Genomic DNA, 20,130 nt, shown 5'->3' with positions numbered 1-20,130 from the left:
AGGAACAGCATCCATCGGGGCGGCCCGCCGAGGCCACCCCGGTTCCCGGCCCCCGCGCGTCCCCGCCCGGCCGCCACGAGCCGGGCAGCGGGGCGCCGCCGGCCGCCGCGCCGAAGCGGACCCGGATCGTGCTGGCCGAGGTCTCCCGGGTCGGCAATCCGGCCGACCGCACCCGCTCCGAGCTCACCCAGCAGACCCCGGTCGGTGAGACGCTCGTGCAGGGGCTGATGCGCGCCCAGCTCTCCCTAGCGCTGCGGCTCAGCCTGCTGGTGCTGATCGGGCTCGGCGGCCTGCCCTGGCTGTTCGCCATCGCGCCCACGGTCGGCCGGGTCACGGTGCTCGGGGTCAACCTGCCGTGGCTGCTGCTCGGCGTCGTGTCCTTCCCGTTCCTGATCGTGGTCGGCTGGGCGTACGTGCGGCTGGCCGAACGCAACGAGCAGGACTTCGTCGACCTGATCCGACGGCCGGAACGCTGATGGCCAACGACTACGTGGTCCCGGCGATCGTCGCCGTCACCCTGGTCACCGTCGGCATCGGCTTCTACGGGTTGCGGCTGGCCCGCACCACCTCGGACTTCCTGGTCGCGTCCCGGGCGGTCAGCCCGACCTGGAACGCCGCCGCTATCGGCGGGGAGTACCTGTCGGCGGCGAGCTTCCTCGGCGTCGCCGGGCTGATCCTCAAGTACGGCGTGGACGTGCTCTGGTACCCGGTCGGCTTCGCCGCCGGATACCTGGCGCTGCTGCTGTTCGTGGCCGCGCCGCTGCGCCGCTCCGGCGCGTTCACGCTGCCCGACTTCTGCGAGGTGCGGCTCGGCTCCCGCCGGCTGCGCACGCTCGCCACCGTATTCGTGATCTTCATCGGCTGGCTCTACCTGGTGCCGCAGTTGCAGGGCGCCGGGCTGACCCTGGCCACGCTCACCGGCTCGCCGTATCCGCTCGGGGCGCTGCTCGTCGCCGTGGTGGTGACGGCGAACGTGGCGCTGGGCGGCATGCGGGCGATCACCTTCGTGCAGGCGTTCCAGTACTGGCTGAAGCTCACCGCGCTCGCCGTACCCGCGATCTTCCTGGCGTTGCAGTGGCAGGCCGACGCCCGCCCGGCGGTGACCCCGCCCGACGGCCCGACGTTCCGGACCGCGACCACCGTCGTGGTCGAGCACCGCGCGACGCTCACCCTGCCCGACGGCGACATCCGGGAGGTACGCCCCGGCGACCGCCTCGAGTTCGCCGCCGGTGACCCGGTGCCGGAGGTGTCCGGCGCGGCCACCGGAGCCACCGAGTGGCTGCTGCCGGACACCGCGGGCGAGGACGACAGGGGACTGTTCGCCACGTACTCGCTGATCCTGGCCACGTTCCTCGGCACGATGGGCCTGCCGCACGTGCTGGTCCGCTTCTACACCAACCCCGACGGCGCCGCCGCCCGCCGGACCACGCTCGTGGTGCTGGCGCTCGTCGGCGTCTTCTATCTGCTGCCCACCGTCTACGGCGTGCTGGGCCGCATCTACACCCCGCAACTGCTGGTGAGCGGCCAGACCGACGCGGTGGTGGTGCTGCTGCCCGGCGCGGCGCTGGGCGACGGCACCACCGGCCGGCTGCTCGCCGCGCTGGTCGCGGCCGGCGCGTTCGCGGCGTTCCTGTCCACCTCGTCCGGCCTGCTCACCAGCGTCGCCGGGGTGATCTCGACGGACGTGCTGGGCCGCGGCTCGGTACGCGGCTTCCGGCTCGCCACGGTGATCGCCGGTGGGGTGCCGGCGGTGCTCTCCCTGAACGTCTCCGGGCTGGACGTGTCGCAGGTGGTGGGGCTGGCGTTCGCGGTGGCCGCATCCAGTTTCTGCCCGCTGCTGGTGCTCGGCATCTGGTGGCGCGGCCTGACCGACCTGGGCGCCGCCGCCGGGGTGCTGGTCGGCGGCGGCGCAGCGGTCGGCGCGGTGCTGCTCACCGTGCTCGGCCCGCCGCTGACCGGCTGGCCGGCGACGCTGACCACCCAGCCGGCGGCGTGGACGGTGCCGCTGGCGTTCACGGTCATGGTGGTCGTGTCGATGGCGAGCCGGCGGCGGCTGCCCCGCGACGTCCGCGCGACCATGCTCCGCCTGCACACCCCGGAGTCCCTGCGCCTGTGAGGCGGGGCCCGCTCGCGCCGGCCCCGCCGCACACCCGAGCACCAGTCAGCAGGTGTCCGTGCCGGCGCAGAGGCGGTTGACCACCCACCCGACCACTCGCTTGGCCTCGCTCGGCGTGGTCTGGTGGTCGACCCGCAGTTGGGCGACCAGGTCGCCCTGCCGCACCACCACCCAGCGGGCAGGCGTCCCCATGTCGCCGCCCACGAGCACCGCGTCGTCGCCGCCGAGCGACTCCGCCATGATGGACAACGAGTCCTCCGGGCGCGTCGGCCGGCAGCCCGTGACCAACTGGCGGACCCGCTTCATGACAGTGTCGGCGGAGGTGCCCGAGTGCCGCGTCACCCGCTCGACGATCCAGTCGCTGGGTGAGTCGAACTGCACCGACCTGCTGGCCACCTGACCGGCGTTCAGCGCCGGCGACTCGTTCTCGCAGTAGATGGTCACGGACTCCAGGGACCAGTCCCCCTCCACCTTGGTCGTCATCGTGAAGCCCGTCGGCAGGTCGGCGAGCTGGAGCATCGCCGCCGCCGGAATCGTCCTGGTCGGCGCGCGGCCGGTCTCGCCGCCGGTCGTGCCGGGTGGCCGTCCGGTGGTGCGGCTCGGCGTCGGCGACCCGCTCTCGGACGGCTCGGCCGATGGCGTGGAACTCGGCGTGGGCGCCGGCGTCGGCGTCGGCGGGGTGGGAACGACGGTGGCCGGCGGCACGGGTGGCGGTGCGGCGTCGGGACGGGCCAGCGCCACACCCGACGCGACGACGCCCACCGCTACCGCGGCGGCCAGACCGGCGGCGATCTGAATACGCCGCGTCCGCTGCCGACCTCGACGCCGCACCTGCTCGGTGGGTGGCCAGACGAGGTGCTCGGTGTCCCGGTACAGGTCCGAGAAGATCGGATCAGGCATTGCGGATCTCCTCCGGCAGGGTCATGTCGAGCAGGGCGGCGAGGGCCTTGCGGCCCCGGGAGAGGCGAGCCTTGACCGTCCCGCTGGGTACGCCGGTCTGCGCGGCGATCTCCGCGACCGACAGGTCGGCCAGGTGATAGAGGACCACTGCCTGCCGCTGGTCCGCGGAGAGCTGCCGCAGTGCGGCGACCAGCGCCACCGTGTTCTCCGAGGGTGGCCGCACCGGCGGTGGTGGACCGTGCCGCCGGTAGGCGACGACGCTGTTGCGCACCTTGCGCCACCGGTTGACCAGCAGGCGGTGGCCCACCGTACGGACCCACGCCTCCGGGTCGTCGTACTCGCTGACCTGCGACCAGCGCTGCCAGGCCCGCGCGTACGCCTCCTGGGCGGCGTCCTGAGCCTCGGCCCGGTCACCGCCGAGCGCGTACAGCACCGTCACCACGCGTTGTCTGCTGCTCCGGTAGAACTCCTCGAACGCACTGTCCGCATCCATGTCTCTCCCCGCTGCCGTCCCTGGGACTGACACCCACCGCCCGGGTCGCCGGTTGCAGGCCGTCGGCAATGCGACTCGTACCTCTCAGGGATGATGCGAGATCATCCTGCCGTCCGAGCGGCCCCTGGCCGGAGCCCGATACGGTCGGACCATGACCGATCAGCACCCGGCGCTGTCCCTTCGTGGTCTGGCCAAGCGCTTCGACACCAAGGTCGCGGTGGCGGGCGTCGACCTCGCCGTGCCGACCGGCTCGTTCTACGGCCTGCTCGGCCCGAACGGCGCGGGCAAGACCACCACCCTCTCCATGGCCGTCGGCCTGCTGCGGCCCGACGCCGGTGAGGCGCGGGTGCTGGGGTACGACGTCTGGGCCGACCCGGTACGCGCCAAGAGCCTGCTCGGTGTGATGCCGGACGGCGTACGCCTCTTCGACCGGCTGAGCGGGGCGGAGCTGCTGGCGTACCACGGTCTGCTGCGCGGCATGGACCCGGCGGTGGTCGACCAGCGGGCGGCGGAGCTGCTCGACGTGCTGGCGCTCTCCGACGCCGGCCGCACGCTCGTGGTCGACTACTCGGCGGGCATGAAGAAGAAGATCGGGCTGGCCTGCGCGCTGCTGCACGGTCCGCGCCTGCTGGTGCTGGACGAGCCGTTCGAGGCCGTCGACCCGGTCTCGGCGGCGCTGATCCGCGACATCCTGCACCGGTACGTCGGCGGCGGCGGCACGGTGATCTTCTCCAGCCACGTGATGGAGGTGGTCGAGCGGCTCTGCTCCCACGTGGCGATCCTGGCCGAGGGCCGGATCAAGCGGGTGGGCACGCTGACCGAGGTGCGCGGCGACCGGTCACTGGAGGACGTCTTCGTGGAGGTGGTCGGCGGCCGGACCGCGACCGGCGAGGAGCTGTCGTGGCTGTCCCGGTGACCGTGCCCGAGCGCCCGGCCCGGCGGGTGTCGCCCTGGCACTTCGTCCGGCTCAAGCTGCGGGTGCTCGGCAACAACTTCCGGGGCCAGACCTGGCGGGTCGCGTTGTTCGTCCTCGGCCTGCTGTTCGGGCTCTGGTTCGCCGCCGTCGGGTTCTTCCTGCTGGCCGCGCCGGGCCTGGCCGGTGAGTCCCGGTACGCGCTGATGATCGCCGCCTTCGGCGGTGGCCTGCTCACGCTCGGCTGGTTGCTCCTGCCGCTCGTCTTCTTCGGCGTGGACGAGACGCTCGACCCGGCCCGGTTCGCGCTGCTGCCGCTGTCCCGCCGCACCCTGGTCACCGGCCTGCTCGCCGCCGCCCTGGTCAGCGTGCCGGCGTTGGCGACAGCGATCACGGCGGCCGGGCTGGTGGTCACCGCCGGTGCGCTCGGTGGATGGGCGGCCGCACTGGTCGGCGCGCTCGGCGTGGTCGTCGGGCTGCTCGTCTGCCTGGCCGGTGCCCGCGCGCTCACAAGTGCGTTCGCGACGATGCTGCGCTCTCGCCGGGTCCGCGACCTGGCCGCCGTGCTGCTCGCGGTGCTGGCCGCGCTGCTCGGGCCGTTGCAGTTGCTGGTGCTCGCCGCGGTACGGCAGACCGACTGGGACCGGCTGGACGGTGTCGCCCGGGTGGTCGGCTGGACGCCGTTCGGCGCACCGTGGACCGCCGGTCTGGACGTGGCCCAGGGGCGGACCGGCGCGGCGGTGGTGAAGCTGCTGATCGCGCTCGCGACGCTCGGCGTACTCCTGTTCTGGTGGTCCCGGTCGCTGGAGACGGCGATGGTGGGCGCGGCGAGCAGCGGCCCCGCGCGGACGCCGCGCGCTGTGGCCGGCGGCGCGGTCGCGCAGCTCTTCCCCCGCGCGGTGGGCTGGGCCCGGCGGGACCGGTTCGGCGCGCTCGTCGCCCGCGAATGCCGCTACTGGTGGCGGGACGCCCGCCGCCGGGCCAACCTCATTACGGTCGCCGTGGTCGGCGTGTTCGTGCCGGTGATGGTCAACCTCGGCGGCGTGTCGTTCACCACCGAGGGTGGGGCGGAACTCGGTGGCGCCGATTCCTCACCGGCGCTGGTCAGCCTGTCCATGATCTTCGTCGGGGCGCTCGCGTCGCTGACGCTGGCCAACCAGTTCGGCTTCGACGGCAGCTCGTACGCGGCGAACGTGGTCGCCGGTGTGCCGGGGCGGGTGGAGCTGCGGGCGCGGATGGCCGCGTTCTCGATCTACGTGGTGCCGATGCTCGTGGTGATCGCGGTGGCGCTGGCGGTCGTCCTCGGCCGGCCCGAATGGCTCGGCGTGATGGGTGGCGCGTTGTTCGCCGCGTACGGCTGCGGGCTGGCGATCAACGCGTTCGTCTCCGTGCTCGGCGCGTACTCGCTGCCCGAGTCGAGCAACCCGTTCGCCCTGAACAGCGGCGCGGGCTTCACCAAGGGTCTGCTCACCCTGGTCTCCATGGTCGGCTCGGCGGTGGTGGCGGTGCCGTTCGTGGTGGCCGCCGCGCTGCTCGGCGACGTGTGGCTCTGGCTGGCGCTGCCGCTCGGCCTGGCGTACGGCGGGGGCGCGGCGCTGCTCGGCGCGTACATGGCCGGGGACACGCTCGACCACCGGCAGCCGGAGCTGCTGGCGAATGTCACCCCGAGGCGCTGATGCCTGTCGTCGAAGCGGTCGTCACCGTCCCGGTCCCCCCGGAGCTGGCGTTCGCCGTCTCCCAGACCACCGCCCCGGTGCGGTACCGCTGGGATCCGTTCGTCCGGGAACAGCACTTCGTCGACGGCGCGACGCGGCCCGGGCGGGGCGTGCGCACGTACACCCGCTCCCGGCACGGCCTGGTCATGGTCAGCGAGTACGTCTCCTGGTCGCCGCCGACGAACGTCGGCATGAAGATGGTGCGCGGACCGTGGTTCTTCGAGCGGTTCGGCGGCGGCTGGCGGTTCGCGCCCGGCCCGGATCCCGGCACCACTGTCGCGACGTGGCGGTACAACTTCCGCTGCCGCCCGGCGTTCCTGCGCCCGGTCGCCGAGCGGATCGGGGAGTGGCTGCTCGGGCGGGACATCCAGCGCCGGATCGCCGGGTACGCGGCCGGCTGCGCCGACCCGGAGGTGCTGGCCGCCGCCCGCCGGTTGCTCGCCGACGACTGATCCGTGCGTCTCGGCCCGCCGTCAGGCGGTGCGGCGCATCGCCGCGTAGACGTGGTGGCCGTCGCCGACGCTGGTCATGGTGACCAGCTCCCAGCCGTAGTTGGACAGGTGCTCGACCGCTTCCATCAGCGGCTGGTACGCCCTGCGGCCCCAGGTGTTGTTCGCCCTGACCAGCAGGTGCCGGTGTGGATAGGCACGCAGGTCGACCTGGCCGCCGAGGATGGCGTCGGCGGCGACGACCCGTTCCTGGGCGAGCTGCTGCGGGGGGATGAGATTCATGCCCGGCAGGGTAGGGCGTTCCGTCGAACCTCGCCCGGTGGCGGGCGGCACAATGTTTCACGTGAATCCAGAGCCGGGCGCGCAGATCCACTCCACCGACCCGTTCGCGGCGCCGGCCGCGCAACGCTCGCCGGTACGCCGGCTGCGCGGACGGCTGGCCGCCCCGGTGACGCTCTGGACCGCGCCCGGCCCGGCCGGGCTGACCGTCTCCTCCACGCTGGTCGCCGAGGGTGAGCCGGACCGGCTGCTCGGTCTGGTCGACGCGGAGTCGGACCTGTGGGCGGCCATCGAGGAGGCGGGACGGTTCGCGGTGGCCCCGCTGGGCCCGCAGCACCGGCAGCTCGCCGACCGCTTCGCCGGCCTGTTCCCGTCGCCCGGCGGCCTGTTCGCGCTGGACGCCTGGACCGAGACGCCGTACGGGCCGGTGCCCGCGGACGCCGGCGGGTGGGCGGGCTGCCGCCTGGACACCGCCCGGGAGTACGGCTGGGCCCTGCTGGTGGAGGCGACGATCGAATCGGTGGACCTGCCCCGGGACACGCCCCCGTTGCTGCACTACCGAGGCCGCTACCACGACCTCCCCGGCTGACCCCTCCGCTCCGTCGATCATGAGGTTGGCCGCGTTCCGCGTCCGATTCGTCGCCGCCAACCTCATGATCGACCGGGTGGGGGTGACCGGTTAGCGGAGTGACGTGGGTCACTGGGCGCAGTGGGGGTGCCGTTCGGCGCAAGCGTCGACCGGCCCTCGGCGGAGCCTTCCCGGGCCGGGAGCGCGCTCTCTACCGTGCGCGAAACTCCCCCACGCCTTGCGAAGGTGGTGATCCACAGATGTCCACGGACACACCCGCGTCCGCACCCGCCGAGTCGGCGGCGGAACGGTACCTCGCCGTCCAGCGGTCGGACGAGTTCGCCGGGTTGCGGCGCACGCTGCGCGGCTTCGTCTTCCCGATGACCGTCGCGTTCTTCCTGTGGTACGCGCTCTACGTCATCCTCTCCGCGTACGCGCGGGGATTCATGGGCACGAAGCTGATCGGCAACATCAACGTCGCCCTGGTCTTCGGCCTGCTCCAGTTCGTCTCCACGTTCCTCATCGCCTGGTTCTACTCGCGGTTCGCCAGCCGCCGGATCGACCCGGTCGCCGACCGGATCCGCGACGAGATGGGGGAGGTGACCCATGAACACGGTCCTCGCGGCTGAGGCGGGCAGCACCACCGCCCGGAACCTCACCATCACGCTGTTCCTGGTCTTCGTGGCGATCACGCTGGCGATCACCGTCTGGGCCAGCCGGCAGACCAAGACCGCCACCGACTTCTACGCCGGCGGCCGGTCCTTCTCCGGCTTCCAGAACGGCATGGCGATCGGCGGCGACTACATGTCGGCGGCGTCCTTCCTGGGTATCGCCGGCATCATCGCGCTCTACGGCTACGACGGCTTCCTCTACTCGATCGGCTTCCTGGTCGCCTGGCTGGTGGCGCTGCTGCTCGTGGCCGAGCTGCTGCGCAACTCCGGCCGGTACACGATGGCGGACGTGCTGGCGTTCCGGATGCGGCAGCGGCCGGTCCGGACCGCGGCGGCGGTCTCCACCATCACGGTGTCGATCTTCTACCTGCTGGCCCAGATGGTCGGCGCCGGCGCGCTCGTCGCCCTGCTGCTCGGCATCAAGCCGGGCACCACGTTCCTCGGCATGGACGCCGACACCGCCAAGGTCGCCACCATCATCATGGTCGGCGCCCTGATGGTCATCTACGTGACGGTCGGCGGCATGAAGGGCACCACGTACGTCCAGATCGTCAAGGCGTTCCTGCTGATGGGCGGCGCGCTGGCGATGACGCTGCTGGTGCTCGCCAAGTACAAGTTCAACCTGTCCTCGCTGCTCGGCGACGCGGCCAGCGCCTCGGGCAAGGGAGCGGCGTTCCTCGAACCCGGGTTGCGCTACGGCGTGGAGACACCCGGGGACGCGCTGAAGACGTTCTACAGCAAGATGGACCTGCTCTCGCTGGGCATCGCGCTGGTCCTCGGCACGGCCGGCCTGCCGCACATCCTGATCCGCTTCTACACCGTGCCGACCGCGCGGGCGGCCCGCAAGAGCGTGCTCTGGGCGATCGGCATCATCGGCACGTTCTACCTGCTGACCCTGGCGCTGGGCTTCGGCGCGGCGGCGATCGTCGGCGGGTCGGAGATCACCGCACAGGACAAGGCCGGCAACACCGCGGCGCCACAGCTCGCCGAGAAGCTGGGCGAACAGTTCCTCGGCGGGGACCTGGGCGGCGCGACACTGCTGGCGATCATCGCAGCGGTCGCGTTCGCCACGATCCTCGCGGTGGTCGCCGGGCTCACCCTGGCGTCGTCGTCCAGCCTGGCGCACGACTTCTACGCCAACGTGATGAAGAACGGGCAGGCGTCGGAGCGGCAGGAGGTGACAGTCGCCCGGGTCTCCGCGCTGGTCATCGGCGCGATCTCGATCGTCCTGTCGATCTACGCGCAGAACCTGAACGTGGCGTTCCTGGTCGCGCTGGCGTTCGCGGTGGCCGCGTCGGGCAACCTGCCGGCGATCCTCTACAGCCTGTTCTGGAAGCGGTTCAACACCTCGGGCGCGGTCTGGGCCATCTACGGCGGCCTGCTCGCCGCCGTGGTGCTCGTCTTCTTCTCGCCGGTCGTCTCCGGCGCGCCGACGGCGATGTTCCCCGACCACGACTGGCAGTGGTTCCCGCTGTCGAACCCGGGCATCATCTCGATCCCGTTCGGCTTCCTGTGCGGCTGGCTCGGCACGATCCTGTCCAAGGAGAGCGACGAGGAGAAGTACGCGGAGCTGGAGGTGCGCTCGCTCACCGGAGCCGGCGCCCACTGAGCACCACAGTCGAGCGGGGCCCCTGCCTTACGCGGGGGCCCCGCCTCGCGTGTATAGGCTGACCGCCATGAAGGTCGCTCCCCGCTTCGGTTCCGGACACCGCATCCTCGTCACCGGCGGCGCCGGTTTCGTCCCGTCCCACCTCGTCGACCGGCTCGTCGAGCGCGGCTGCACCGTCGTGGTGCTGGACAACTTCGTGACCGGGTCCAAGGACAACGTGGCCCACCTGCTGGACGAGCCGACCTTCACGCTCGTCGAGGCGGACATCTCCGACGGGCTGCCGCAGCACCCGGCGATGGCCGAGCGGTTCGACGCGATCCTGCACATGGCGTCCCCGGCCAGCCCCACCGACTTCGAGAAGCTGCCGGTGGAGATCCTCCGGGTCGGCTCGGTGGCGACGCTGGCGCTGCTGGAGCGGGCCACCGACGACGGCGCGCGGTTCCTGATGGCCTCCACCTCCGAGGCGTACGGCGACCCCAAGGAGCACCCGCAGCGCGAGACGTACTGGGGCAACGTCAACCCGATCGGCATCCGGAGCGTCTACGACGAGGCGAAGCGCTTCTCCGAGGCGGCCACCATGGCCTACCACCGCAGCCGGGGCACCGACACCGCGATCGTGCGGATCTTCAACACGTACGGCCCGCGGATGCGCCCGGACGACGGCCGCGCCATCCCGACGTTCATCTCCCAGGCGCTGCGCGGCGAGCCGATCACCGTGCACGGCACCGGCGACCAGACCCGTTCGATCTGCTACGTCGACGACCTGGTGCGCGGCATCCTGCTGCTGCTCGACTCGACCCAGACCGGGCCGATCAACTGCGGCACCGAGCACGAGATGTCGATGCGGCAACTGGCCGAGACGGTCGTGTCACTCACCGGAAGCACGTCCGAGGTGAGCTACATCACTCGTGCCTCCGATGACCCGGAGATGCGCCGTCCGGACCTGACCCTCGCCCGCGAACTGCTGGGATACGAGCCGAGCGTCACGCCCGAAGACGGCCTCCGACGCACGATCGAGTACTTCCGCGGGCGTCTCGGGTACTGAACCCGCCGGGGACGCGGCTGACATCGGCGCGCGTACGAGGGCGTCGGTGGCCCGGCCGACCTACCCTCGGTTACATGTCAGCGACCTCGTCTGCCGGCGCCCCGATCCCCCGACACCTCAGCCGGGGCGCGGGCCGCGCCTCGGTTCCCGGCTCCGACCGGTCCGCCACCGGGCGCGCCCGGCCCTCGGAAACCAGGTGGTACCCCGCACACGACGAGGCGCCCCGCTCCGGCGGTCCCGGCGGCCCGGCCGGGCCGACCGGGCCCGGTGGTCCGGGCGGTGGCGGTCCGGGCGGGTCCGGGCGGCGTGGCCCCCGGCCGCGCTGGGGGCGCATCGGCTTGGTGGCGGGTGTCGCGGTGCTGGTGCTGGCGCTGCTCGGCGGCCTCGGCGCGTGGTTCTACGCCCGCAACCTGGACGACGACCTGGCGCGCACCGACCCGTTCGCCGGGATCACCGGCGGCCGGCCGGCCAAGCAGGTCGAGGGCGCGTTCAACATCCTGCTCGTGGGCAGCGACTCGCGGGATCCGGACGCCCCTGTCGACGGTTCCGGCAAGTGGCGCGCGGACACCGTGATCGTCATGCACATCCCGGCCGACCACAAGAGCGCCTACCTGGTCTCGGTGCCGCGTGACCTGTACGTGCCGATCCCGGAGAGCGCCGGCGCGTCCTGCGACTCGGGCTCGCGCAACAAGATCAACGCGGCGTTCGCGTTCGGCGGCCTGCCGCTCGCGGTGAAGACCGTGGAGTGCTTCACCGACGTACGGATCGACCACGTCATGGCCATCGACTTCGGCGGTTTCAAGGAGGTCACCGACGCGCTGGGCGGGGTCGACCTCAAGGTGGAGCGGACCATCACCTCGATCCACAAGCCGTACCGGACGTTCACCAAGGGCGTGAACCACATGAACGGCGCCGAGGCTCTGGACTGGGTCCGGCAGCGCAAGCAGTTCCCGGACGGCGACTTCGCCCGGATGCGGCACCAGCAGGAGTTCCTGAAGGCGCTGATGGACAAGGCGGCCAGCACCGGGACGCTCACCAACCCGAAGAAGCTGAACGACTTCCTCAAGGCGGTGACCGCCGCCGTCACGGTCGACCAGGGATTCTCGTTGACCGACATGGCAGTGCAGTTCCGCAGCCTGCGGGGCGAGAACCTGACGTTCGTCACCAGCCCGCACCTGGGCGGCCAGACCATCGACGGCCAGTCGGTGGTGGTCTCCGACCGGGAGAAGGCGCTGGCGATGTACAAGGCGATCGCCGCGGACCGGATGGCCGAGTGGATGCAGGCCAACCAGAAGGGTTCGGGCGACAACGCGGGCGGCTGACGCCGACACGACATGACCGGCAACGAGCGCTAGGGCCTCGCCACCACGGAGGCCAACCGCCGACCGGCTCCTTACCCCTGCCCGTTCGGCCACAACCCGAGGATGTAGGCCGGTATTGACGGGAATTGCGAGCCTACAAGGTCGCGAATACGGGAACAGATACGTAAAGTGGTCCCGCCCCCGATCACCGAGCTGGAGCACGCATGTCGGTCCAGACCAGCCGTCGCCCGCAGTCACCGGCACCCGGATCATCCGGGCGGGTCCCTCCGGTCATCCCCACACAGCCCGGTTCCGGCGGTCGCGGTCCCGGCGGTGGCAAGAAGAAGCGCACCAAGCGCAAGGACCCGCTCTGGGCCAAGCTCACACTGGTGCTCGGCGCGGTGCTGATGGTGACCAGCGGCGTCGCGATCGTCGGCAGCAAGGCGGTCATCGGCCAGGCCACCGACAACATCGCCCAGCGCAATCTGCTCGGCGGGGCGGGCAAGAGCGAGGCCGAGGGCGGCAACAGCCTCGAAGGCCCGATCGACATGCTGCTGCTCGGCGTGGACGCCCGCGAGCGCTGGGCCGCCGACGACGTCCGGTCGGACACGATCATCATCCTGCACATCCCGGCCAGCCACGACCAGGCGTACCTGATCTCGATCCCCCGGGACACCGAGGCACGTATCCCGGCGTTCGAGAAGAGCGGCTACAAGGGCGGCACCGACAAGATCAACGCGGCCTTCTTCCACGGCGCCCAGAACGGCGGCGGCTGGGAGGGCGGCGCTCAGCTGATGGCCAAGACGATCAAGTCGATGACCGGCATCGGTTTCGACGGCGCCGCGATCATCAACTTCGGCGGCTTCAAGAGCGTGATCGACGCGCTCGGCTCGGTGCGGATCTGCGTGAGCCACGAGGTCAAGTCGCACCACATGTCGTACGTCGACGGCAAGCCGATGTGGAACGCCGACGCGAAGAAGACCGGCAAGCCGTACAAGACAGTGGTGCACAAGAAGGGCTGCCGGGAGATGGAGGGCTGGGAGGCCCTGGACTACTCCCGCCAGCGCTACGGCCTGCCGAACAGCGACTACGACAGGCAGCAGAACCAGCAGCAGCTGATCAAGGCGATGGCCAAGAAGGCCACCGAGGGCGGCATGCTGACGAACCCGATCAAGCTGAACTCGCTGATGAAGGCGGCCGGCAAGGCGTTCGTCCTGGACACCGGCGGCGTGCCGATCGCCGATTTCATCTTCACGCTCAAGAACCTCAACGGGAACGACCTGGTCACGCTGCGGACCAACGGCGGCACGTTCGCCGGCAACAACAACGGCCGGGAGACGTTCAACGAGACGACGATGGACATGTTCCAAGCCGTCAAGAACGACAAGCTGGCCGAGTTCGTGGTGAACAACCCGGACGTCCTCTCCACCCGTAAATGACCCGCTGACCTGCGCGAAAGCGATACCGGTCGGCCGATCCCCCCGTAGCCTGACGTGAGCGGGTCTCATGTCGCGGCTACGGGGGGATCGTCACGTCCAGGCCAGCACGGAACCGACGCGGGCGGGGTGGACCCGCCCGCTGGGCCCGATTCCTGCTCGGCGCCGGGCTCGCCCTGGTCCTGCTCGCCACGCTCGGCGTCGCCGGGCTGCACTGGCTCACCTCGCGCTACGACCGCACGGTGGCCAAGGAGCAACTGCTCGACCCGGCCGCCCGGAAGAAGCGGACGGACCTGGACGGCGCGCTCAACTACCTGCTGATCGGCTCCGACCACCGGCCCGGCGCCAACCCGGAGGACCAGCGCTCGGACAGCATCCTGATCGTGCACGTACCGGCCGGGATGCGGCAGGCGTACCTGATCTCCGTACCGCGCGACCTGCTGGTGGCGCTCCCGCCGGCACCGGGCTTCCCCGGCGGCCAGGACAAGGTCAACGCCGCGTACGAGCACGGCGGCGGCGGTGAGGGTGGCGCGCGCCTGCTCAGCACCACCCTGAACCGGCTCACCGGGATCCGCTTCGACGGCGCGGCACTCGTCGACTTCTCCGGCTTCAAGGAGGTGATCGACCAGCTCGGCGGCATCCGGATGTGCGTGGACACGCCGGTGCGCTCGATCCACACCCGGTACCAGTTCGACGCCGGCTGCCAGCAGATGGACGGCGCGCGGACGCTCGACTACGTGCGGCAGCGCTACGACCTGCCCGGTGGCGACTTCGACCGGCAGCGGCACCAGCAGCAGATGCTGCGGGCGGTGCTCGACCGGGCGGGCGAGACACGGCTGCGCAGCGACCCGGTCAAGCTGGACCGGGTGCTGCGCGCGGCCGGCGGGGCACTGACCGTGGACACCAACGGCGTACCCCTGGACGAGCTGTTGTTCGCGCTGCGCGGCCTGCCCGCGGACGCCCTGCGCGGGGTCCAGGTGCCCTCCTACCCGCAGACCATCGACGGCGTCTCGTACGTCGTGCTGGACGACGGCGGCGCCGGGCTGTTCGGCGCGCTGCGCGACACGCGCGTGCCGGAGTGGGCCGGCGCCAACCCGCGCTGGGTCAACCGGCTGTGAGCGCCGCGGGCGACTAGGCTTGGTTACCGTGTTCGGAGCCTCACTACCCAGCGTGCCCGCGTCGGCCGTGCCCGACGACATCTACCTGCTCGACGTCCGCGAGGACGACGAGTGGGCCGCCGGCCACGCGCCGGCCGCCCACCACCTGCCGATGACCGAGCTGCCCGCCCGGATCGCCGAGATCCCGCAGGACCGCGACGTGGCGGTGATCTGCCGCTCGGGCGGCCGGTCCGCCCAGGTGGTCGGCTACCTCATGCGCAACGGCTGGGACCAGGTCCGCAACGTCGACGGCGGGATGGGCGACTGGGCCGCCGCGGGCCGTCCGGTGGTCACCGACGACGGGCAGCCGGGCCGGGTCGCCTGAGCCGGTGACGCGGCCATGACCGTCCCCCTGGTCTTCGCCCATCGCGGCGCCTCGTACGACCTGCCGGAGCACACACTCGCCGCCTACCTGCGCGCCCTGGACGAGGGCGCGGACGGGCTGGAGTGCGACGTCCGGCTGACCCGCGACGGGCACCTGGTCTGCGTGCACGACCGCCGGCTGGACCGCACCAGCAACGGCCACGGCCTGGTCAGCGCGCGGACGCTCGCCGAGCTCGAGGCGCTGGACTTCGGTTCCTGGCACCGGGCCGCGACGCTCGCCGAGGACGACGTGCCGCTCGACGAGTCGCACACCCGGCTGCTCACGCTGGAGCGGCTGCTCGACGCGGTGCTGGCCGCCGGGCGGCCGGTCCGGCTGCTGATCGAGACCAAGCACCCGTCGCGCTACCGGGGCGAGGTCGAGCGGCGCCTGGTCGAGATGCTGCGCCGGTACGGGCTGGCCGAACCACGGCCGGAGCATCCGGTCCAGGTGACGGTGATGTCGTTCTCGCCGCTCGCCGTACGCCGGGTCCGGGAACTCGCGCCGGCGCTGCCCACCGTGCTGCTGCTGGAGGTGCTGCCGCGCCTGCTGCCGCTGGGCCGGCTGCCGTTCGGCGCCCGGATCGCCGGCCCCGGCGTGGACCTGGTCCGGGCCCGCCCCCGCCTGGTCCCCTCGCTGCGCGCCGCCGGCAACTCGGTGTACGTCTGGACCGTCAACGAGCCGGAGGACCTGGAACTCGTGCTGGAAGCGGGCGTGGACGGGGTGATCACCGACCGGCCGGCCCACGCGCTGGCCCGGTTGGGCCGGTGAGCCCCGTCGATCGGTACCGGAGACGGTCGACCGGCCGGGGGTGTCCCGGACGCGGACGGCGCGGCACACTCGGGACATGCCGGAGCGAACCGACTACCCCGCCTTCATCGCCGGCCACACCGCAGTGATCAACATGATCAACTCGGGCGAGTCCGGCCTCGCCGTCCTCACCCGCCTGCTCCGCGAGGTCGAACCCGCGGTCGGCGCGGCCGGCCTGGTCTTCGTGGAGTTCACCCCCGCCGGCGGACGGGTCGTCGCCGCGACCGGCAGCGCCGAGTTCGTCCTCGGCCGCCCGCTGCCCGCCACCGACCCGGCCACCGTCTGCCTGCTCGCCGGCCCGCCGGTACGGGAGGTCCGGGTCGACGCGATCCCCGGTGCGCTCGCCGACGAGGTCGCCGGCCGGGGCCTCTGCCGGATGATCGTGGCGCGCGCCGAGATCGGCGGGCTCACCATCGGCAGCCTGCACGCGCTCTACCCGCTGGGCGAACCGCTGCAACCCTCGCAACGCGCCGTCATCGGCTACATCGCCGCCTGCATCGCCCACATGTACGGCGACCAGACCGGCCTGCCCGTACACGGGGACGGCCCGGTCGTGGCGGCGCTCGCCGACGGCCTCGCGGTGGTGGACCGGGACGGCCGGGTCCGGCTGTGGAACCCGGCCGCGGTCGAGGTGACCGGCCGGCCGGCGGACGAGGCGCTGAGCCGGCCGCTGCCGTTCCCGCTGCCGCCGCCCGGCCAGGTGCTCGACCACCGGCTGCCGGACGGCCGCTGGCTGCGGATCACCTCCGGCGAACTGCCCGGCCCGAACGCGCTGCGCGTGGTCAGCTTCCGCGACACCACCGACCAGCAGCGCCGCGACCACGACCGGGACCTGTTCGTCGCGGTGACCAGCCACGAACTGCGCACCCCGGTCACCGTCATCAAGGGGTACGCGGACACGCTCACCGACCACTGGGACTCGCTGAGCGACGGCGACCGCAGGCAGGCCGCCCGGATCATCGGCCAGCGCGCCAACGAACTGGCCCGCCTGGTCGACCGGCTGCTGACCACCGCCACCGAGAACCGTCCGGGCGGTGAACCGGCCGCGCCGTTCGACCTGGTCGACGCGCTGCGCGCGGCGGTGGTGGACCTGCCGGCGGACGTCCGGCACCGGGTCGTGCTCGACCTGCCCGCCGACCTGCCCAAGGCGCTCGGCGACCGGCACAGCCTCGCCACGGTGCTCACCGAACTGGGCACCAACGCCGGGAAGTACTCGCTGCCGGACACACCGATCGAGATCACCGCCGAGGCGAACGAGCGGACCGTCTCGTTCCGGGTCGCCGACCGGGGCATCGGCATCCGGCCGGAACACGTGGAGCGGGCCTTCGACCGGTTCTGGCAGGGGGAGTCCGGCGACCGCCGCCGGTATCCCGGTGCCGGGCTCGGTCTCTATCTCGTCCGCCAGATCGTTGAACAGCAGAATGGATGGGTATCCCTCCGGCCCAGACCCGGTGGCGGTACGGTCGCAGAGGTGCGGCTGCCCCGGGGTTGACCGGGGCGCTCACGGGCGGGGAAGGAACGACGTGTCGACTGGTCCGGCCGAACGGTCGTGGTGCGTGGTGGTGCCCCACGACGCCACCGGCGCGCGCCTGGCCCGGCATCGGCTCGCCGACGAGCTGACCGGTGTCGTACCCCCGGGCCTGGTGGCCGACCTGGTCGCGGTCCTCGCCGAGCTGGTCGGCAACGCGGTCCGGCACGCCGACTCCCTGCCCGGCGGGGTGGTGCGGGTCGCCTGGCGGCTGCGCCCGGCCGAGCAGGGGCCGAGCGTCGAGCTGCGGGTCACCGACGGCGGTTCCGGTGCCGGCCCGTGCATGCGTACCGCCTCGCCGGACGCGGCCGACGGCCGCGGGCTGCACATCGTCGCCGGGCTCGCCAGCGGCTGGGGCGTGGAGCGCGACGGCCTGGGCCAGAGCGTGTGGGCGCGGTTCGACCCGGTCCCGGCGCAGCGGACCGACCTGGTCGCCGCCGGCTGACCGACGCGGCGGACGGGTCCGGCCCCCGCCGCCGAGACCCGGCATCTAGGCTGTCTCGCCATGACCGAGCGGAGCGGAGCGGGCGCATGAGCAAGCGTCGGAAGAACCAGCGGGCCGGCGAGGCCACCCCGAAGCGGGAGAAGGTGCGCGACGTCTTCGTGCCCCGGCCGTTCGAGGGCCTGGCGGACGAGCCGGAGTGGATCGCCCTGCGCGAGCTGGTCCCGGCGGCGTCCGCGCCGCTGCGGCTGACCCCGGAACTGATCGAGGAGTACGGCGACCGGCCGGTCACGCTGGCGACTGTGCTGCCGATGGCCGCACCGGCGATGACCAAGCCGGACGGGCGGGTCTTCATCGGCCTGCAGCGGCACCAGCAGTCCGGCGACGTCTCCCGCGACCTGGCCGACGCGCTGATCTCCGCGCTGCGCACCGAGCCGGGCGGCCAGGTGAGCGTGCCGCCGCTGCCCGGGCCGGGCCCCCGCCTCCAGGACATCCTGGTGGACGGCCCGCTGGAGATCACCATGCACGACGGGTTCGACTTCTGGCTCGACCCGGGTGCCGCCGACGACCCGAACGTCCAGGCGTCCCTGGAGCGGGCCAACTCGGCCGTCTACCCGACCGTCAAGCTGGCCGCCGCGCCGGCCGCGTACTGGTGCCAGGTGCCGGAGAAGGCCCACGTGCGCCTGGTCCTGCCGGAGGACGAGGACACCGCGCTCGACGCGCTGTCCCGGCTCGCCGCGGCGGGCACGCTGACGCTCGGCGACGACACGAAGTTCGCGGGCATGTTCCGGGCGCACGGGCGCCTCGCGCCGGTCTGGGACCTGCCGGAGGACACCCCGGCCGCCGAGTGGGAGGCGCCGGTGGCGGAGTTCGCCAAGCGCTACGCCGAGGCGGTCGCGGAGCGGGAGCCGCTCGACGCGGCCGGCCGCCGGGCCCGCCAGGGCCTGCTCGGCCGCCAGCTGACGCTGCGCTGACGTCTCCGGGTCAGGCGGCCCCGCCCTTCTCCCGCACCAGCGGACAGGACATGCAGCGCGGGCCGCCCCGCCCGGAGCCCAGTTCGGACCCGGCGATGGCGATCACCTCGATACCGGCGCGTTCCAGTTGCGCGTTGGTCTCCACGTTGCGCTCGTAGCCGACGCACAGCCGGGGCGCGAGCGCGAGCGTGTTGTTGCCGTCGTCCCACTGCTCGCGTTCGGCGGTGACCGGGTCCAGACCGGTGTCGATCACCCGGAGCTGGTCCAGGTCCATCGCGTCGGCGGCGGCTCGCAGGAACGGCGCGGGGCCGTCGACCCGCAGGTCGTCGCCGTCCGCGCCGGCGATGACCGTGTACGCGGACAGCTCGTGGGCGACGTTCGGGTACATCAGCACGGCGTCCACGTCGACCATCGTGCAGATGGTGTCCAGGTGCATGGTGGCGCGTTCCTGCGCGATCGGCACCACCAGGATGGTGTGCGCCAGGCCGGCCGCGAACACCTGCCGGGCCAGCCGTTCCGCGCCGGCCGGGGTGGTGCGTTCGCCGACGCCGACGGCGAGCACCCCCGGCGCGAGCAGCAGCACGTCGCCGCCCTCCAGGTGCTCCATCCGGGGGTGGTAGACGAACTCGGTGCCGACGAAGCGCGGGTGGTAGCGGTAGATCGCGTCGGTGAGCGTGGTCTCCCGCCGCCGGGCCGGCATGGCCAGGCTCGTCACGCCGACCCGGTCGCCGATCCAGACCGACGAGTCGCGGGTGAACAGCAGGTTGGGCAGCGGGTCGATGACGAAGTCGTGCCGGTCCATGAGCGTCCAGACCAGGCCGCCGGGGCGGTCGGCGCCGAGCCGCAGTTCCTCGTGGGCGAGCCCGGCGGTGAGCACGTCGGCCAGCCCGGCCGGATCGAGGTACGCCAGATGGTCGGCGACGCGGCGCCGCAGGGTGTGGCCGAGCCGGCGGGACCGCAGCACCTGCTCGGTCAGTTCGGCCCGGGCGTCGGGTACGGCGAGCGTCTCGGCCAGCAGGTCGGCCAGATAGAGCACCTCGACCCCGCGGGACCGCAACGCCGCCGCGAACGCGTCGTGCTCCTCCTGCGCGCGTCCCACCCATGGGATAGCGTCGAACAGAAGGCTGTCGTTGTTGCGTGGGGTGAGGCGGGCCAGTTCCGGTCCCGGGCGGTGCAGCAGCACCGTCCCGAGCCGGGCGACTTCGCTGTCCACATAGTGGGTCACCCACGCAGCCTAGGGCAGGCTTACGCACCATCCGGAAAAGAAGTGTGAATGAATATGGCATTCATCCGCACTCACTCCGGCGGTCCAACTTGCCGAGCCCCCGGGGGCGCAACGTAGGGTAGTGGAGACATAACTTCG

At 72.3% G+C, this 20,130-nt stretch carries 21 protein-coding genes; 17 read left to right on the top strand and 4 right to left on the bottom strand.

The window, feature by feature from the left end; all coding sequences use genetic code 11:
- Positions 1–125: 125 nt before the first annotated feature.
- Both OC439_RS08680 and OC439_RS08675 read left to right on the top strand, forming a co-directional pair.
- Positions 126–476, top strand: a complete 351-nt coding sequence (locus tag OC439_RS08680; protein ID WP_262013029.1) for a hypothetical protein — start codon at positions 126–128, stop codon at positions 474–476.
- A complete protein-coding gene (locus OC439_RS08675) occupies positions 476–2,116 on the top strand; it encodes a cation acetate symporter (protein ID WP_262012980.1) in 1,641 nt (546 codons plus the stop codon). Before OC439_RS08680 ends, OC439_RS08675 begins: the two co-directional genes overlap by 1 nt.
- A 45-nt stretch (positions 2,117–2,161) precedes the next feature.
- Here OC439_RS08675 and OC439_RS08670 read toward each other — a convergent pair whose 3' ends face one another.
- Positions 2,162–3,016 carry a hypothetical protein gene (locus OC439_RS08670; RefSeq protein WP_262012979.1) on the bottom strand — a complete coding sequence of 285 codons (855 nt, stop codon included), beginning with the start codon at positions 3,014–3,016 and terminating at the stop codon, positions 2,162–2,164.
- Complete coding sequence (locus OC439_RS08665) at positions 3,009–3,509, bottom strand: SigE family RNA polymerase sigma factor (protein ID WP_262012978.1); 501 nt, start codon at positions 3,507–3,509, stop codon at positions 3,009–3,011. The genes OC439_RS08670 and OC439_RS08665 overlap by 8 nt, the downstream gene beginning before the upstream one ends.
- Positions 3,510–3,660: 151 nt before the next feature.
- Here OC439_RS08665 and OC439_RS08660 point away from each other — a divergent pair, with 151 nt between their 5' ends.
- Genes OC439_RS08660 through OC439_RS08650 form a run of 3 tightly spaced genes read left to right on the top strand, consistent with a single transcriptional unit; the run spans position 3,661 to position 6,589 of the window.
- Positions 3,661–4,425 carry an ABC transporter ATP-binding protein gene (locus OC439_RS08660; RefSeq protein WP_135242523.1) on the top strand — a complete coding sequence of 255 codons (765 nt, stop codon included), beginning with the start codon at positions 3,661–3,663 and terminating at the stop codon, positions 4,423–4,425.
- The gene (locus OC439_RS08655) at positions 4,410–6,098 is read left to right on the top strand and encodes an ABC transporter permease (RefSeq protein ID WP_262012977.1); all 1,689 of its coding nucleotides are present in this window, start codon (positions 4,410–4,412) and stop codon (positions 6,096–6,098) included. The genes OC439_RS08660 and OC439_RS08655 overlap by 16 nt, the downstream gene beginning before the upstream one ends.
- Positions 6,098–6,589, top strand: a complete 492-nt coding sequence (locus tag OC439_RS08650; RefSeq protein WP_262012976.1) for an SRPBCC family protein — start codon at positions 6,098–6,100, stop codon at positions 6,587–6,589. The genes OC439_RS08655 and OC439_RS08650 overlap by 1 nt, the downstream gene beginning before the upstream one ends.
- A 21-nt stretch (positions 6,590–6,610) precedes the next feature.
- Here the strand turns inward: OC439_RS08650 and OC439_RS08645 are convergent, their stop codons facing one another.
- Positions 6,611–6,868 (bottom strand): hypothetical protein, encoded by a 258-nt coding sequence (locus OC439_RS08645; RefSeq protein ID WP_262012975.1) that lies wholly within the window; start codon positions 6,866–6,868, stop codon positions 6,611–6,613.
- On the opposite strand from OC439_RS08645, the gene OC439_RS08640 reads away from it, so the two are divergent.
- The 12 genes from OC439_RS08640 (at position 6,858) to OC439_RS08585 (ending at position 18,767) form a co-directional block, all read left to right on the top strand.
- Positions 6,858–7,454 carry a flavin reductase family protein gene (locus OC439_RS08640; RefSeq protein WP_315985916.1) on the top strand — a complete coding sequence of 199 codons (597 nt, stop codon included), beginning with the start codon at positions 6,858–6,860 and terminating at the stop codon, positions 7,452–7,454. The genes OC439_RS08645 and OC439_RS08640 overlap by 11 nt on opposite strands.
- 239 nt (positions 7,455–7,693) lie before the next feature.
- The gene (locus OC439_RS08635) at positions 7,694–8,062 is read left to right on the top strand and encodes a DUF485 domain-containing protein (RefSeq protein WP_013289297.1); all 369 of its coding nucleotides are present in this window, start codon (positions 7,694–7,696) and stop codon (positions 8,060–8,062) included.
- Entirely contained in the window at positions 8,040–9,713 is a 1,674-nt protein-coding gene (locus OC439_RS08630) for a cation acetate symporter (protein ID WP_262012973.1), read from the top strand. Before OC439_RS08635 ends, OC439_RS08630 begins: the two co-directional genes overlap by 23 nt.
- A gap of 67 nt (positions 9,714–9,780) precedes the next feature.
- Complete coding sequence (locus tag OC439_RS08625; RefSeq protein ID WP_262012972.1) at positions 9,781–10,758, top strand: NAD-dependent epimerase/dehydratase family protein; 978 nt, start codon at positions 9,781–9,783, stop codon at positions 10,756–10,758.
- A gap of 74 nt (positions 10,759–10,832) precedes the next feature.
- Entirely contained in the window at positions 10,833–12,080 is a 1,248-nt protein-coding gene (locus tag OC439_RS08620) for an LCP family protein (RefSeq protein WP_262012971.1), read from the top strand.
- Positions 12,081–12,283: 203 nt separating this feature from the next.
- Positions 12,284–13,498 carry an LCP family protein gene (locus tag OC439_RS08615; RefSeq protein WP_262012970.1) on the top strand — a complete coding sequence of 405 codons (1,215 nt, stop codon included), beginning with the start codon at positions 12,284–12,286 and terminating at the stop codon, positions 13,496–13,498.
- 179 nt (positions 13,499–13,677) lie between these two features.
- Positions 13,678–14,613, top strand: coding sequence for an LCP family protein (locus OC439_RS08610; protein ID WP_262013028.1), 936 nt, complete (start codon positions 13,678–13,680; stop codon positions 14,611–14,613).
- Positions 14,614–14,641: 28 nt separating this feature from the next.
- On the top strand, positions 14,642–14,977 hold the full coding sequence (locus OC439_RS08605) for a rhodanese-like domain-containing protein (protein ID WP_262012969.1): 336 nt from the start codon (positions 14,642–14,644) through the stop codon (positions 14,975–14,977).
- Positions 14,978–14,992: 15 nt separating this feature from the next.
- Entirely contained in the window at positions 14,993–15,784 is a 792-nt protein-coding gene (locus OC439_RS08600) for a glycerophosphodiester phosphodiesterase (RefSeq protein WP_262012968.1), read from the top strand.
- Between the two features lie 76 nt (positions 15,785–15,860).
- On the top strand, positions 15,861–17,315 hold the full coding sequence (locus OC439_RS08595) for an ATP-binding protein (RefSeq protein ID WP_262012967.1): 1,455 nt from the start codon (positions 15,861–15,863) through the stop codon (positions 17,313–17,315).
- A gap of 31 nt (positions 17,316–17,346) precedes the next feature.
- Entirely contained in the window at positions 17,347–17,796 is a 450-nt protein-coding gene (locus tag OC439_RS08590) for an ATP-binding protein (RefSeq protein ID WP_262012966.1), read from the top strand.
- 86 nt (positions 17,797–17,882) lie between these two features.
- On the top strand, positions 17,883–18,767 hold the full coding sequence (locus OC439_RS08585; protein WP_262012965.1) for a DUF5926 family protein: 885 nt from the start codon (positions 17,883–17,885) through the stop codon (positions 18,765–18,767).
- Positions 18,768–18,777: 10 nt separating this feature from the next.
- Here the strand turns inward: OC439_RS08585 and OC439_RS08580 are convergent, their stop codons facing one another.
- Complete coding sequence (locus OC439_RS08580; protein ID WP_262012964.1) at positions 18,778–19,992, bottom strand: arginine deiminase; 1,215 nt, start codon at positions 19,990–19,992, stop codon at positions 18,778–18,780.
- Positions 19,993–20,130 lie beyond the last annotated feature (138 nt).

Origin of the sequence: Micromonospora sp. Mcm103 (assembly GCF_024519755.1) — a bacterium.
GTDB lineage: Bacteria > Actinomycetota > Actinomycetes > Mycobacteriales > Micromonosporaceae > Micromonospora > Micromonospora aurantiaca.
This window is presented reverse-complemented; position numbering and strand designations above follow the sequence as displayed.